Below are 16,011 nucleotides of genomic sequence, written 5' to 3' on the forward strand. Positions count from 1 at the left end.
TGCAATTACTATAGGATTATTGAATTATTTCCAGTTAACTTTTTTCTTGCCAAATAGGGCTAAAAATCCGTTCAGGGTTAAAAACAGAAACAAAAGTATGTCTAAAATCGGGAACCACCAACGCAAATCGCTATAGTTTAAGCGTTTCAGCAATTTTGGATAGATAAAACACCTGATGATGATGCTTAAGCCAAGGATTCCGAGCGCTACATATTGGACCTCACGACTAAAGAACATACATGCGGCAAAGAAAGCATAAAACAGAAACTGAAACACAATCTGAAGGCTCAAAATAAATTTATGTTTTGATTTATACAGCTTTCCGGCACCAAAATGACGTTTTTTCTGCCTCAGATAACCTCCCCAGGTACTGTTAGGTTCACTCCAAACATGACTGTCGCGGTGTAAACGGATTTCAGTATTGTATTTATTGGCATGTGCGTTTACGAATAAATCATCATCTCCGGATGGGATATGCATGTGTGCTGCAAAGCCTTTATTTTTGAAAAAAAGTGATTTTTTGTAGGCCATATTGCGCCCAACGCCCATATATGGCATGCCTTTTAGCGCAAAAGACAAATAATTTACCGCAGTAAAAAAGGTTTCGAACCGAATGAGTGCATTTAACAGACTTCTTTTCTTCAGATAAGGTGAATAGCCCAAAACGATCTCCGTATTTTCGTCGGCAGGTTGTTGCATATCCATTAACCAACGTTCGGAAGCTGGCGTACAATCTGCATCAGTAAAAACCAGCCAATCATACTTTGCAGCCTTTATTCCCATGGTTACCGCGAATTTTTTACCTGCTATAAATTTATCGTTATCTAAAATCTTAACTACTTTCAGGTTACGGTGTTGCTTTTCCAGTTGTTCAAGAAATTCTTCTGTACCATCCCAGGAGCGGTCGTTAACCACCACAATTTCGAATTCCGGATAATCCTGGTTTAATAATGTAGGCAGATACTGCGTTAAATTTACAATTTCGTTTCGGGCACAAACAATTACACTTATGGGTTTTTGGGCCGATAACGGGACTTCCTCGATGTTTACATTGGCCAATTTCAAATGAACAAAAAGTACATAGTAAAGCTGAACCAACAGGCAAAAAGCCAATATCGAGAGCAGAATAATTTCAAGCAGGGTTAATATCACGATGGTAAAATAAATAGGCGCAAATTTCTCATTTTTAATCTGTAAATCACTTTTATGTGGATAAAAAATTAAACAAAAATATGCCCTCAATTTTTGCTATTTTTGGCAGATTTTCGACGAGAAAAAACACATATAAACCGTCTGCCATCAAAATAATAATTAATTTAATAAAACGTATTTTGAAGGTGGTAAGCTCCAGCTAACAATTGGAGAAAAATAATATAGAAACAGATGAAATTTAGTTTACAGGCTAACGATCCACTATCTAAAGCCAGAGCTGGAACAGTAACCACTGCTCATGGCGAAATACAAACCCCTATTTTTATGCCTGTGGGCACAGCTGGAACGGTAAAGGCCGTACATCAGCGCGAACTTAAAGACGATATTGATGCTAAAATCATTCTAGGTAATACTTATCATTTATATTTAAGACCAGGTTTAGACATCCTTGAAAAAGCTGGTGGATTACATCAATTTATTGGCTGGGACCGCCCTATTTTAACCGATAGTGGAGGTTACCAGGTATATTCTTTAAGCAAAGTGCGTAAGATTAAGGAAGAAGGTGTTACTTTTCACTCACACATTGATGGGTCAAAACACCTTTTCACCCCAGAATATGCAATGGATATCCAGCGCACTATTGGTGCTGATATCATCATGGCTTTTGATGAGTGTACCCCATACCCATGCGATTACACTTATGCTGCGCAATCCATTAAAATGACACACCGTTGGTTAAAACGCTGTTGTGCACGTTTTGATAGCACTGAACCTAAATATGGTTTCGACCAGACCCTTTTCCCTATTGTTCAGGGTTCGGTATATAAAGATTTACGTATAAAATCTGCTGAATTTATTGCCAGCATGGATCGTGAGGGGAATGCCATTGGTGGTTTATCCGTTGGTGAGCCAGCCGAAGAGATGTATGCCATGACTGAAGTGGTGTGTAATATATTATCGGAGGAAAAACCGCGTTATTTAATGGGTGTTGGTACGCCGATCAATATTTTAGAGAATATTGCACTCGGTATCGATATGTTCGATTGTGTAATGCCAACCCGAAATGCCAGAAATGGCATGCTTTTTACGAGAAATGGTATTATTAACATCAGAAACAAGAAATGGGAGAACGATTTTTCTCCATTGGATGCAGAGAGCGATCTTCACGCTGATTTAGTCACCAGTAAAGCATATTTAAGACATTTAGTACATAGTAAGGAGATGCTTGGCGCTCAAATTGCTACCTTGCATAACCTACATTTCTATCTTTGGCTGGTCAAACAGGCCAGGGAAAAGATCATTGCTGGTGAATTTTACGAGTGGAAAAACAAAATGGTTAAAGTATTAGGCAATAAGCTATAAAATGAGTCTGTTAAAAGGGAGAATAAAAATCATCGATCAATACATTATCGGGAAATACCTGGGTACATTTATTTATACCCTGGCCATTTTTGTGATCATTATTGTCGTATTCGATTTATCGGAAAAGATGGATGATTTCATGAAAAGCGGTCTTAGTTTTTGGGGGATCCTCTCTAAATACTATGCAGGCTCCATTCCTTTTTATGTGAATATGCTTTCACCACTGATCAATTTTATTGCGGTAATTTTCTTTACCGCTAAAATGGCCGATCAGACTGAAATTGTACCAATTTTAAGTGGTGGCGTAAGTTTTAACCGCTTTTTATTTCCTTATTTAGTGTCGGCTACGATTATTTTCTCAGCCAACCTGCTTTCAAATCTATACATCCTCCCTTATACCAATACCCTAAAAAACAGCTTTGAGAATACTTACGTAAAGCGGAATGATCCTTCCACTAAATCAAACATCCATATGAAACTGGATGACAAAACCTATATCTACATTGACAATTTCGACAACAAAACGAATTCAGGATATCGGTTTTCTTTGGATAATTTTAGTGGAGATATACTCACCAAAAAAATCGTTGCAGAAAACATAAAATGGGATTCGCTGAAACGCAAATGGCAGCTGAACAATTACTCCATCCGTAAAATTGACGGCTTGAAAGAAACCATGATTTATGGCAACGGGAAGTTGAAGGATACCATTTTGGATATGCGTCCGGATGATTTTTCTGCATATGATAATGTAGTGCAGAATTTAACCACAAAGGAACTTTCTGACAAGATCAGGAAAGAAAGAATCCGCGGAACGGGGGTAATGAACGATCTTCAGTTCGAAAAATATAAACGTTATCTTCATCCGCTTTCTGCCTTTGTATTAACGCTTATAGGCGTAGCACTCTCATCACGTAAAGTACGCGGAGGGGTCGGTGTATCCTTAGGTATCGGAATCTTCATTAGCTTTGCTTATATCGTATTTAATCAGTTCACGCAAATGTTTTCTACTAAAGGGGGATTACCGCCTTTTGCTGCTGTTATTATGCCTACATTATTCTTTGGGTTATTAGGTTTTTACCTATTAAGAAAAGCACCAAAATAGCAATGGAAGCTACCAAAAAGAATTTACTGATCCTTCACCTTACGGTGTTGGTTTGGGGCTTTACAGGCGTACTGGGTAAAGTAATTTCTATCGATGCCGTGCCTATGGTATGGTACCGGGTTTTAATTGCATCCACCACACTTTTCGCCTGGTTTTTAATCACCAAAAAGAACATTAAGATCACCAAAAAACAGTTTATCCAATTCTTTTTAACCGGCGGAATTGTAGCCATTCACTGGATATTTTTCTTTCATGCCATTAAAGTTTCTACTGTTTCGGTCACTTTGGTATGCCTCTCTTCCTTCACTTTATTTACCGCAATTTTAGAACCGCTGATTAAAAAACAGCCGATACAAATGGGCGATATTTTAATCGGTTTACTCATCATATTGGGCATATACATGATCTTTAAATTTGAAGGTCAATATACCCTTGGGATTATTTTTGGTTTACTGGCAGCGGTAGCTTCGAGTCTTTTTTCCACAATAAATTCAACCCTGGTTCAAAAAAGCGAACCGTCTATCATTAGTTTTTACGAACTGGTAGGCGCTTTCTTCTGGATCACTTTATACCGTTTATATGATGGAACGCTGATAAACACAGCTTTCAACTTAAGCGCTAAAAACTGGTTTTATCTTGCTCTTCTTGGCACACTTTGTACATCTGTTGCGTACGTTGCCGGTGTTGCAGTAATGAGAACTTTATCGGCTTTTAGGGTAGCGTTAATTACCAATCTGGAACCCGTGTACGGAATCGTACTGGCCTTCATTTTCTTTCAAAATAAAGAGCAGATGACAGGTGGATTTTATATTGGCGCAACCATTATTCTGGCTTCTATTTTTCTATATCCGATTTATAAAAAAAGGAAAAACCAACTGTAAATACACCTTCGAGAATATTCAAGGTTTCGATAAAAACCATTTAAATTTCCATATAGCTTTATACCAACCGGATCAATTTTTCAATCGTTCCTATTGTCGCCTGCTCCTCTTTCCAGGTTATACAATACTTAAAACTTCAGCGTTAAATTTCCTTATAAAGACCAGGCAAAAACAAAAGGAGAAAGCTTATCACGGTTCATCATTTTAAGGTGAACCTGATCTCTCAAAGGCATCGAGATGAGCTTGTTTACAGATGCAAAAACAAATGAGTATACGCCGCAAACCGATACCTTACGATATAAAGATCTTGATGTTCAACTTTACTGCAAGGTCAGTTTCAATCACACCCTCAGAACAAAAACACAATCGTAAATGAAGAGAATGACGAGCATTAAAATGCAATATATTCAGCAGTATAAAATCGAAAACAACCACAGTTTACAACCATATTCTTAATACCTCATCACAGAAAATTCAAACACAATCTGCGGGATTCAAAACCTTAACTTTCTTAACTCCTTAATGATCAGAAAACCGTTATAGTTCATTTTCCCACTATGGAATGAAGGACAAGAAACATACTAAAAGAGCGATCCGGCATCATTCAAAATCATTAAACTAAAGCGAATCCAACAACGGAGTTTAATTACTTCACCCTGCATTTTTCTAGTAAACCAAGCAGACGCTCATTTATGTAATAAGATCAGATAAAGATCAACAAAACACTAAATAAACAACTTTAAAATTTGGCTATACCACACAAGATCAAGACCTACTTGTAAGCTTCACAGCCAAAAGCTTCCTACGATAAAAAACGCTTAAACACCACTAACCCACCCCCGATAACAAACCAGAATTGGAGTCAAAATACCGGAGAACTTAAATGTAAAAACCAATCAAATCAGCAGCTAAATTAAGTCAAAAATACCAGCTTTATTTTAAGCTACACCCAAGCTCATGACTAGCCTGTTTTTGCAATTATAAAGCCTCCAAAAAGAATAAAAATCTACGACATCATTTAGCAAAAATCCTCGCCCAATTAAACGGTAGAAAACTCAAAAAAAGCAGCTAGATAAGCTGATTAAAACGCTATAAAAAAACTCATCCAATTCAACGAAAAATACCACCAAAACAAGCAAGAAGAAAGGCCAAAAACAATACTCGATAGTGGTAATTGTTATGAAGTATTTTCTATTGAAATTTCACAACACCCTGAATTAAAGGCGCTATAGTAAAAGGTGATAACTTGTCTTAAAAGTTCAGTCTTCAATCGACAATGGTTTTGGATTTCATCAAAACCTTCTTTAGAAACACGAAAAATACAGGCCACTTTATGATTGCCAAGCGCAAAAATATGGACGAAAATCACGGCTATAAAACCAAATTTTAGCATGCTTTTCACCAGGTACGAGAGAAAAAGCAGTCCATTCTCAATTTTAAAAGAACAAAGACAAAAACAGTAAAAAACTGCTTTTAAACCACCATAAACAGCATTTTTTAAACAAAAATGAAATTCCATTTAAAATAACCTGAAAACACCATTATTCACGAATATCGTCAGGAAATCGCATTATAGGGCCAAATTATTATCGATTTCGGGCGCCTAAACAGCAAAAAAACATACAGTTTTCGTCTTTAAGATCAAATTTTAAGCAAGAAAATGGGCGTAAAAACCGTGCTCCAAACTCAATTAAAGCGATCAATTTTGGTAATCGGGCAGCCATTTCGCTTTCCGATTATTGATCAAAATCAGATAGCAAATACTGAAAACGAGTTAAAAGATCAACAACATACAAGCTAAATAACAGCTAAAAAATAAAGACATTTTGTCACCACAATCTAATCGAGCACATGCGCAAAAATTTTGAAGGCCGCATTCAACCCTTAACTTTTGCCTTAAAACCTGACAGATACCATGTGATGATTTAGCAAAATTCAGATCTGCTGAATTCAATTTTAAAGCAGATTATTCGAGCTAAAATCCTGACTGTTTTTCCCGCATTAAAGAGCCAAAAAATAGCAGCAAAACCTATCAAATAAAGACACATTTTAAGCCATTGCCTTTGCCTTGCCGATTTCTCAAAAACCATACACCAATTAAAAAAGGCGTTAAAATTTTCGAAGAAAATCGATTAATAAGTGTAAATTAAATCAATAAAATCAAAGCGATTAAAAATGCTGACTTGAGCACAAATCAGCCATAAAAATAAATAAAAATTAGAGATAAAACCAACAAATTAAGGATTTATATAAATTTCATTAAAATTTAAAAATCAACAACTTAAATAATTTCACATCAATTAAAAATTTACAAAAATCAGCAGTTGCAAATTTTAAAAAACTAAATATTTTAGCAAAGAATTTAGATGAATTTAAACATATCAAACAAGAAACTAATTATCAAGTATTTAAGTGCAATTACTTTAAGTTTCACATCACTATCGGTTTTTGGTCAGATTTTTAGCACTGCACAAAACCCACTTAGTGTAAAATGGAACTATATTTCTGCAGGGGGCTTTAAAATCATCTATCCGCAAGAACTGGAGAAAGAAGCCCAAAGAATGGCCAATACCCTACCCTTCATCTACCCGAAAATAGGACTGGGTTTAAGGCAGCAAAAAACCACCATTCCACTCCTCTTGCAGAACCGCGGAACTGTAGCAAATGGCTTTGTTCAGCTCGCGCCCAAGAAGTCTGAATTCTATGCAACCCCACCCCAGTTTTTCGACAGTCAGGATTGGCTAAATAACCTGGCGGTGCATGAGCTTAGGCACATTGCCCAGTTTGACAAATTGACAGGAACACAAGCACACCCCTTTCCTGAACTGGTTTACTTCGCTTACTTCGGGGCGGGCATCCCTACCTGGTTTTTCGAAGGTGATGCAGTGGTTAACGAAACCGCTTTGACCAATTCGGGCAGAGGCCGGCAGCCCAGTTGGATCATGCCTTACCGCGCTTCCATTTTGGAAGGCAAAAAAATATCATACAGCAAGGCCTATTTCGGTTCGAACAAAGACGTTACTCCCGGCTATTACCAAACCGGATATTTGATGGTATCGGATATGAAAGAAAAATATGGTCAGTTCATTTCCGACAGTCTACTTAGCGACATTAGAAAAAGACCGGTAAGGCCGTACCCCTTTTCGCAGAGCTTAAAAAAATTCACGAAACAAAACTCCAGAACTTACTTTCTTTCCACTCAAAACAAGCTTGCTGAAAAATGGAAAATACAGGAAGAAAAATCGGTTACAGAAAGCTATGAAAGCTTAAATAAAAAACCCGCTCTGGCAACGGATTATTTCCTCCCTGTACGGCTAAATAAAAACCAGGTTTTAGCACTCAAAGAAAGCAAGACTGATGCACGTTATTTTGTAGTTATTAACGAAGATAAATCAGAGCAAAAATTATTCGGAATTGGTTACCAGGAACAGCCATGGTTTACGTTAAAAAACGAGCTTTTGGTTTGGGATGAAATACGCTACGATCCGCGTTACAAACAACGGAGTTATAGCGTCATCTGTTCCTACAATTTAAAGACTAAAAAATTCAAAAAATTAAGCAGCAAAAGCAGGCTCTTCTCGCCCAGCCTTTCTAACGACGGGAAGAAAATCATCGCTTCAAAAGTGGAGCTGAACAATCAGTTTAATTTGGTAGAGTTAGATGCAGCTTCAGGAAAAATTTTAAAGACCTACCCCAATCTTGAAAACGAAATCCTGCAGACACCTTCCTTTGATGAATCAGGAAATAAGGTTGCCTATATCGGTGTAACTGAGAAAGGAAAAAGTTTATGGCTGATTGACGGAGAAAAAAAATCGCTGCTGATTTCGAACAGCAGGCAACAGCTCAGCCGCCCGGTTTTCATCAACAACAAAATTGTTTTCAATGCACACTTTAACGGCATCGACAATATCTACAGCATAGATCCTGTTTCGAAAAAAATCAATGCCCTTAGTGCTTCGAAATACGGAGCCTTTAACCCCAGCGAAACTGCTGACGGAAAAATCATTTTTAACAATTATAAAATCAATGGTTACGAAATTGCGGAGGCAGCCTTATCCGAAAAACCAGTCGGCGAAAATAACTTTGTCGATTTTTCGGCTGCTGCTGAAAAGCAGGAAAATGTGGGGAATGTTTTCGACAAAATTCCAGACAGCACCTACCAGGTTAAACGCTACCATCAAACCTTAAACCTTTTCAGCTTCCACAGTATTATTCCGGTTATCGACAACGAATATCTTTTCGGTCTGGAGCTGCAATCGAACAATCTGCTCAACACGATGGACTTTTATACAGGCGTAAAATACCATCGCGATTTAAAACGTTTTGAGTACACAGCAGACATCAGCTATAAGGCACTTTATCCTGTATTTAGTGTATTGTACCGCAACCGTCCGAAAAGAACGTTCTACAGAGCTAAAAACGCGACACAACAGGGCGATTGGAGAGAGAACTATATTAAACTTAATGCATCGGTTCCGCTTTCGTTTAATGCCCGCAATCAGAACTATGCTTTTACCCTAAATGCAGCGACCAGTTTTACGCAAAGGTACATGCCCGAAAACATGCCTACCGGTTTTATCCGCGAGCTCAAATTTCCGATGGAATATAATTTCACTTTCAACCACAGTGTGCGCACTACCGAAAGAGACATTGCACCAAAGTGGGCACAAGTATTCAGGGCAACTTACAATCACCAGCCTTTTGACAAAAACTTAAAAGGAGAAATCTTAGCGCTCGAAAGTTTCCTTTACTTTCCAGGCCTTGCAAAAAACCATTCCTTTTTGGCGAGCTTCAATTATCAAAAAGCAAGTGGGGTAAATCAGTACGCAACCGAGATTGCAACTGTTTATGGGTACAACAACATTTTAGCGAAAAGCACATTACAAAACAGCCTGCTTTTCAACTACCGTTTTCCCTTTGCTTTTCCGGATTGGGAGTTGGGGCCTTTAGCCTACGTCAGAAATTTTAGGGCAGGTTTATTTTGCCATTACGAAAACATTGGGAAGGGCACAACCTTTAACGATCCGAAAACTTACGGAGTAGAATTGAACACAAGTGTAAACCTTTTGCGCTATCAGCCTGTTGTAGATTTAGGAGCGAGATTGGTTTTTGTTAATCAGATTTACAATCAAAATCCGATATTAGAGTTTTCATTTAATTATAGCTTTTAAAACCATGAGCGCAAAAACAATTTCCATCATTATCCTGACTGCATTGCTGACCATATTTTTAATGGTGAATACCGAACCTGTTGATTTTGATTTCCTGGTTACCACGGTTCCTGTATCTAAACTTTTGGTTATTGGCGTTTGCATTATCATCGGTTTTATTATCGGTTTTGTGGTGGGTCGTCCCAGAAAAACAGTGAGCAGTTATGATGATGAGATCGAAAGAAATCAACCGGTTTCGAACAAAAAAGAATTGAGCGACGAGGATAGAGATTATATTAGCTAAGAGTTAGGACTAGCATGGTTCTACGATCTGATACTCAATAGCAAAATCGTCATCTCGACTGGAACGCAGTGAAATGGAGAGATCTGCTTCGATAGATCTCTCGGCTATGTTGCACTTCGCTCGAGATGACGGCGACTCAGGATAATGATCTTCTTAAACTTTTTCTCCATCACATTGATTTTTATCCAATAGATTATCTACCGAAATGACGGGTATTTTTTTCGTAGTTAAAGTGCTGACATAATCTCACCATACAACAAGCCACTGCCCCCACCATAATGCTGGATAATTTTCAACCCTGGTCTTAAAGCAAGTAGTTTGGTTTTTAGTTCGGCTTCCGAATGGGCTTCGATACCGTTTCCGAGTAAAACCAGATCTACCTGTTGTTCTTTACAAATGGAAATGGCTTCTTCATTTTTACAAACACATAAACCCTTCCATTCGGGCCGGGCATTTAACAAGCGGTTCATCACAGCGGTAATTTCTGTATCGCGGCCGATATAAAGTATAGTAGTTTGCATATTTTAAATTTAAGCAATATCGTTGTAGATCAAAAAAGTCGTCATTCCGACTGAAATACCAATTTTTTCATTGGCAGTAAAGCGGAGAAATACCTGATCTCTACTTCAGGATTTCTCCACTACAGTCGAAATGACGATTCTTCTAAATTAATTCAATTCCATCGGAACGTCCATCAATAAAACCTCTGCATCTGCAGTATTGGCTTTAAAACTGATGCTGTCGGTATCCCAAACACCTAATCCATCTCTTTTGCTCAACACCTGTCCGTTAATGGTAACTTCTCCGCTGATGACGAAAGCATAAACTCCGTTTCCAGCTTTTTTGATTTGGTATGTGGTTTCAAAACCTTCATCAAACTTTCCTAACGAAAACCAGGCATCCTGATGGATCCATACACCGGCATCATCCGCGTTTGGCGATAAAATCTGCTGGAAGTTATTGTGCCTTGCTGCAACATCTAAAGTTTGCTGATCGTAACGTGGGGTAACGTTTTTCTGGTTCGGAAATAACCAAATTTGCAATAAATTTAATTGTTCATCTGCATTTGCATTAAACTCGCTGTGGCTAACTCCTGTTCCGGCACTCATTACCTGAATTTCTCCGTTTTTAATTACGGCTGAGTTACCCATACTATCTTTGTGTGCAATTGCACCAGCTAATGGAATGGTAATAATTTCCATGTTATCGTGTGGGTGCGAGCCAAAGCCCATTCCACCATCAATACTGTCGTCATTTAAAACCCTTAAAACGCCGAAGTGCATCCTTTCCGGATTGTAGTAATTAGCAAAACTGAATGAATGGTGTGCATCTAACCAACCATGATTAGCATGACCGCGGGTGTTTTCTTTGTGCAAAATAAACTGTGACATAAATTTCCTTTCTTATTTATGATACAAATTTACAGCAGCGAAGTTTGGCAGACGTTGATGTAGGGTAAGAAAGTTTAGGGCGAAGCGTTGGGCGTGGGGCGTTTAGCGTGGGGCGTTTGGCATTTGGCGGTAAGCGGTTTAAAACCTGATGTACTAAAGGCCGTGCTTTGCCAGTACGGCATCGCTATTAAGCTCCCTCAAGGCATCTAAAGCTACCCAGTTTGCTTTTTTGTTGTTTTGAGCAAGGATATTGTTGGCGGTTTCAATGGCATACTCATGCAGAAAAACATTTCGTTTACCAATCTGCCTCAGTGCCCAGTTGATGGCCTTTTTAACAAAATTCCGGTTATCGTAAGCCTCTCTTTCAATAACCGGAAGAAAACTTAAAAAAGTTTCGTTGGGTTCTTTTTTAAGGTGTACAGCCGCCTCGGCCATTAACACAAAACCGGTACGTTTCACAAATTCCGCTTCGGCCTGGGCAAATTCAAAAACCTTCGACTTAAAATAAGGTGTTTTAACGAAAAGATTTCCGCAAGCCTGATCACATATATCCCAGGAGTTAAAATCTTTCGTCCAGGCATTTATTTGCGCTTCTCCGACTTCTTTATAATCGCCTATAAAGGTTGCTAAAAGCCGGGCTTCATGAAATCCAGTCTCCCAAAGCAGTAAAGAGAGGTCCTGGTTTTTACCAATCTGCTTGCCCAGCTTGCGGATGTTGGGCACGCGAATACCAAAAGCCCTGGAAGTATCGATTCCAAAATGAGTCATCTTTTTTAAATACTCAGGCTCACTGATGGCTTCCAACTCGGAAAGAATAAAAGCAATGTCGTTCATCTTAAAAAAACCGTTACTCTATAAAAAAATCTGCAGAAGATACAGCCCTACGTTTTCCTGCATTAATGCTGTATTCCAGCTGCAGGGTATATCCGCCGCCGCCTTCCAGAAACAAAAGTTCAAAAGGATGGTAGCCTTTTTTCAACGCAATTTGTGCGGATTTTTCGATGGCAAAGTGCATTCCATCATTATCAATTAATGTTTTATTTTGCATTTTAAGCACACTTCCATCGTCAGAACGGAGAAAGAACGAATAAATACCATCTTCGGCTGCATAAAAGAAACCTTTATGGCGCGTAGCAAAACTTCCTGCCTTATCTTCCACCGGAATTTCGATAGCCGCTGTGGTTGCGGTTTTCGTTTTATCAGCCTCTGCGATTAAATTTACAACCTTGTAAAATTTCGGATAATAGCTAAAATTCAAACCTGGTTTTGGATTATTCAGCGATACGGCATCCACATAATCGGTTTGTACATAATTGGCAGTAAAAACATCGCCCATCCTTCCGCCAGCACCAAATATGGCCGCTTTTATCGTCTGGGTTCGATCAATATAAATGGGTTTAATGTATGTTGGAGAGCTGATTTTTGGTGTACTTCCATCAGTGGTGTAATGCACGATAGCATTTTTGGGTGCCTCGATGTTAAGCGCTGCCGATTTCAGAAAAACATTATTTTCGGCAAAACCTTTAAGATCAGTAAAACGGTAATTGATATGCATCGCATCTAAAACAGCAAACTGCTGATCCATTTTCCGGCTAAAGGTTTCGAAATTCTGTTGATGCCCCCATAATACTTCAGCCATCGCTAACATGCGCGGAAAAAGCATATATTCCAGCCTTTGTTCTGAAGGGATATATTCTGTCCAGAGATTGGCCTGCCCACCTAAAACATATTTTTGTTCGTTTGCGTTAAGACCAAAACCAGTTGGATTGAATCCATACACTTTTTTCAGCGAATGTGCATCCTGTTGTGCATCAAAATAGCAAAACTCTCCGGGAGTCATAATGAGTTGATTTCCTTTTTCTGCCGCATGTTTAGGAGCTGTTGGCACCCAGGTGCGCCAATACATCATGGTGGCCGTTGGCGAAACGCCACCATCTAAAATCTCATCCCAGCCAATTAGTTTTTTGCCCATGCTATTGAAATATTTTTCCATGCGCTTAACAAAATAACTCTGGATCTCATCAATATTTTTAAGGTTTTCGCGCTTCATTAAGGCCTCACATTCGGGTATATTCTTCCAGCTACTTTTTTCAACCTCATCTGCTCCTAAATGAATATACTTTGAGGGGAACAAGCGTGCTACCTCTCTGAAAATATTTTCAGCAAATTCAAAAGTAGTTTCCTTACATGGACAAATGGGATCGGTAAAGCTTTTTTCCCTTTGCACTGATCCGGTTGAGGTTAGCCAGGGGAACAGTTTTGTTGCGGCTTGCATGTGGCCGGGCATATCTATCTCAGGAATAATTTCTACCCCTTTACCAGCTGCATATGATACCAGTTCTTTGATCTCCACCTGCGTATAAAACCCACCATACATTTTTTCTCCATCGATCATTTTAAAATGTTTCTCCGGAATATTGTAATCGGGATTGGTAGCAGCCAGTTTTAAACAGGCAGAATCCTGGTTATTTAATTTTCTCCAAGCCCCTTTTGCCGTTAGCTCAGGGTATTTCTTGATTTCAATTCGCCAGCCCTGATCATCGGTAAGGTGCCAGTGAAACTTATTAAACTTATAAAAGGCTAACCGGTCGATAAAACGGTGAAGATAATCGATATCAAAAAAATGACGGGAAACGTCTAAATGGATACCACGCCATGAAAACTTCGGCTGATCATTAATTTCTAATGCGGGCAAACTCCAGGTATTGCCAGTTTTAAAAGCATTGGCAGCCGCCAGCTGTTTAAGGGTTTGTACTGCCCAAAAAGCACCTAACTTATCACTTACGGCAATGGTTATTTGTGTTGGGGAAATACGCAAGCGATAGGCCTCTGGCTTTAGGTTTGCATCCTTGGTAAACAAAATTTTATTGGCAATGCCATTTGCCCTGGCTTTTTTAAGCAGATTGATCTCCCGGATGGCCATTGAAAAAACACTATCCGTATTTACTGAAATGGCGGTGCCGGCAGAAAAAATAAAGTTACCTTTTAAGAGTTGAAGTGATTCAGGTTGCGGGACCAGGCTTACTTGTGCGAAGGTAAATTTAGCAATAAGAAAAAATGCTAAGCCAAGCACAAGGATAAAATTATTTAATTTCATTAAAGTTATGTTTTGATCAATTGATCAAATATAGTTTTTTCGATGAAAAAAGTTCATTACCATCCACCGGTTCTATTTCCATTTGAAACTTACGCTATGCGCGAGCAATATAACCAATCCTTAACACCGCCTGAGGTTTAAGTTTACATATACCGTTTAAATTGCTTCAATTTTACCATTGACAATTATTTACCTAAAAAAACCATTAAACTTAAAGAACCCATGCAAAGAAAACTCATCTGGATGCTACTGGCCCCATGTTTGTTAGCTGTATCTTGTAAAAAGAATACCTTAAATGAAGCGGACACCGACACCGCAAATCTTAAAAAAAACAGGTTGCTGGCCACCACAGCAGCAACCAGCGCTGCCGTAAGTGTAAATGCCTATACCAATACATCAGGCTACATCAGCACCGGTTTTTCATTTTTAAACCCAACACAAATTGATAAAAACCGCCAGGCGATTGGCGGCAGTGCTTACACCGAAGTATATGGCTTTAATGTTCCTGAAGAAAACAGAGTAAGGGGTATCAGGTGGAATGAAGATGATGAAACCACCGCTATATGGCGCCCGCAGGGAATCGCCGGTTTCTCGAGGAATGGTGTACGCTATTTATTGGTCAGCTGGTATGCCAAAGATGCGGCAGAGAGCAAAGGATCGAGAATAACCCTGATTGACATCAGCCCAAGCTCGAGCACTTATTTAACTTACAGGCACATTTTACTGGTACAGCATACCCTTCCAACCGGCACCTTGGATTATACGCAATATGGCACTTATGCACCCTTAAATGTGCACGCCGGCGGGATAGCTTATTTTAATGGTAAAATTTATTTAAGCAGCACAAGTTTAGGCTTAAGGGTATTCGATTTAGATAAAATTATCGAAGTAAGCGCTGGCACGGGTACCGAAAATAAGTGCGGCAAAGACGGTAGTGGTAATCTTTATGCTTTTAATTACCGGTACATACTGCCACAAATCGGTTATTATAAAATTAACGAGGCAGATCCTTTTTCAACGGTACAGGTAAATTATGAGAATAATCAATTATGGACAGGGCAATATTATGCCGGAAGTGCAGATGCATCGATTGTACCTAAAATATTCGGGTTTCCCATCAATACATCCGGCGAAGTGCAGAATTCGGGTATACAAACTGTGATTCCAAAAAACAGTCTGTTTACTTCAGATCATGCACATGGCATACAGGGCGTTTTTAGAAAAGGAAACAGAACCTGGCTTTCCTGCACCGGATCACCGAGCGAATCGTATGGATCAACCGCTCGTTTAGCAAGATATACCGATGGTGATACCAATACCGTGCGATACAGATGGCCCTATGGTGCTGAATCCTTATACCTGGAAGCACAATACGGATATTTATGGAGCTTAACTGAGTTTGAACCCAATGCAGGCGCTCAAAATGGCAGTCAGGTTAACCGGTGTATATTTGCGGTAGATTTTTCAAAATACGAATAGCAGCCTTAATCAAACAAAAGATGCTATATTATATTTTTAAATCTATCTCCTTGAGAAAATTCGTCATTTCGACTGAAGCGTAGCGAAATG

The 16,011-nt window shown here is 38.9% G+C and carries 11 protein-coding genes; 6 read left to right on the forward strand and 5 right to left on the reverse strand.

Going from position 1 to position 16,011, the window contains the following annotated elements; all coding sequences use genetic code 11:
* Positions 1-24: 24 nt before the first annotated feature.
* Entirely contained in the window at positions 25-1,125 is a 1,101-nt protein-coding gene (locus CA265_13030) for a transmembrane glycosyltransferase (protein ID ARS42977.1), read from the reverse strand.
* Between the two features lie 258 nt (positions 1,126-1,383).
* Between CA265_13030 and CA265_13035 the strand changes: the two genes are divergently transcribed.
* The 5 genes from CA265_13035 to CA265_13055 all read left to right on the forward strand — a co-directional run bounded on the left by CA265_13035 (position 1,384) and on the right by CA265_13055 (position 9,954).
* A complete protein-coding gene (locus tag CA265_13035; protein ARS40534.1) occupies positions 1,384-2,514 on the forward strand; it encodes a tRNA guanosine(34) transglycosylase Tgt in 1,131 nt (376 codons plus the stop codon).
* 1 nt (position 2,515) lies between these two features.
* Positions 2,516-3,619 (forward strand): permease, encoded by a 1,104-nt coding sequence (locus CA265_13040; GenBank protein ARS40535.1) that lies wholly within the window; start codon positions 2,516-2,518, stop codon positions 3,617-3,619.
* A gap of 2 nt (positions 3,620-3,621) precedes the next feature.
* Positions 3,622-4,500 carry an EamA family transporter gene (locus CA265_13045; protein ID ARS40536.1) on the forward strand — a complete coding sequence of 293 codons (879 nt, stop codon included), beginning with the start codon at positions 3,622-3,624 and terminating at the stop codon, positions 4,498-4,500.
* A 2,366-nt stretch (positions 4,501-6,866) separates the two neighbouring features.
* The gene (locus CA265_13050; GenBank protein ID ARS40537.1) at positions 6,867-9,671 is read left to right on the forward strand and encodes a hypothetical protein; all 2,805 of its coding nucleotides are present in this window, start codon (positions 6,867-6,869) and stop codon (positions 9,669-9,671) included.
* A gap of 4 nt (positions 9,672-9,675) precedes the next feature.
* Entirely contained in the window at positions 9,676-9,954 is a 279-nt protein-coding gene (locus tag CA265_13055; protein ARS40538.1) for a hypothetical protein, read from the forward strand.
* Positions 9,955-10,181: 227 nt separating this feature from the next.
* Here the strand turns inward: CA265_13055 and CA265_13060 are convergent, their stop codons facing one another.
* The 4 genes from CA265_13060 to CA265_13075 all read right to left on the reverse strand — a co-directional run bounded on the left by CA265_13060 (position 10,182) and on the right by CA265_13075 (position 14,442).
* Positions 10,182-10,475 (reverse strand): hypothetical protein, encoded by a 294-nt coding sequence (locus CA265_13060; protein ARS40539.1) that lies wholly within the window; start codon positions 10,473-10,475, stop codon positions 10,182-10,184.
* Between the two features lie 147 nt (positions 10,476-10,622).
* Positions 10,623-11,345, reverse strand: a complete 723-nt coding sequence (locus CA265_13065; protein ID ARS40540.1) for a hypothetical protein — start codon at positions 11,343-11,345, stop codon at positions 10,623-10,625.
* Positions 11,346-11,498: 153 nt separating this feature from the next.
* The gene (locus CA265_13070; protein ID ARS40541.1) at positions 11,499-12,179 is read right to left on the reverse strand and encodes a DNA alkylation repair protein; all 681 of its coding nucleotides are present in this window, start codon (positions 12,177-12,179) and stop codon (positions 11,499-11,501) included.
* A 13-nt stretch (positions 12,180-12,192) separates the two neighbouring features.
* Complete coding sequence (locus CA265_13075; GenBank protein ID ARS40542.1) at positions 12,193-14,442, reverse strand: hypothetical protein; 2,250 nt, start codon at positions 14,440-14,442, stop codon at positions 12,193-12,195.
* 222 nt (positions 14,443-14,664) lie between these two features.
* Here CA265_13075 and CA265_13080 point away from each other — a divergent pair, with 222 nt between their 5' ends.
* Complete coding sequence (locus tag CA265_13080; protein ARS40543.1) at positions 14,665-15,921, forward strand: hypothetical protein; 1,257 nt, start codon at positions 14,665-14,667, stop codon at positions 15,919-15,921.
* Positions 15,922-16,011 lie beyond the last annotated feature (90 nt).

This window comes from Sphingobacteriaceae bacterium GW460-11-11-14-LB5 (assembly GCA_002151545.1).
Lineage (GTDB): Bacteria > Bacteroidota > Bacteroidia > Sphingobacteriales > Sphingobacteriaceae > Pedobacter.

Coding starts and splice junctions, on each gene's coding strand:
- CA265_13080 (ARS40543.1), top strand. CDS start 14,665: ATGCAAAGAAAACTCATCTGGATGCTACTGGCCCCATGTTTGTTAGCT.
- CA265_13050 (ARS40537.1), top strand. CDS start 6,867: ATGAATTTAAACATATCAAACAAGAAACTAATTATCAAGTATTTAAGT.
- CA265_13070 (ARS40541.1), bottom strand. CDS start 12,179: ATGAACGACATTGCTTTTATTCTTTCCGAGTTGGAAGCCATCAGTGAG.
- CA265_13075 (ARS40542.1), bottom strand. CDS start 14,442: ATGAAATTAAATAATTTTATCCTTGTGCTTGGCTTAGCATTTTTTCTT.
- CA265_13040 (ARS40535.1), top strand. CDS start 2,516: ATGAGTCTGTTAAAAGGGAGAATAAAAATCATCGATCAATACATTATC.
- CA265_13045 (ARS40536.1), top strand. CDS start 3,622: ATGGAAGCTACCAAAAAGAATTTACTGATCCTTCACCTTACGGTGTTG.
- CA265_13065 (ARS40540.1), bottom strand. CDS start 11,345: ATGTCACAGTTTATTTTGCACAAAGAAAACACCCGCGGTCATGCTAAT.
- CA265_13055 (ARS40538.1), top strand. CDS start 9,676: ATGAGCGCAAAAACAATTTCCATCATTATCCTGACTGCATTGCTGACC.
- CA265_13060 (ARS40539.1), bottom strand. CDS start 10,475: ATGCAAACTACTATACTTTATATCGGCCGCGATACAGAAATTACCGCT.
- CA265_13035 (ARS40534.1), top strand. CDS start 1,384: ATGAAATTTAGTTTACAGGCTAACGATCCACTATCTAAAGCCAGAGCT.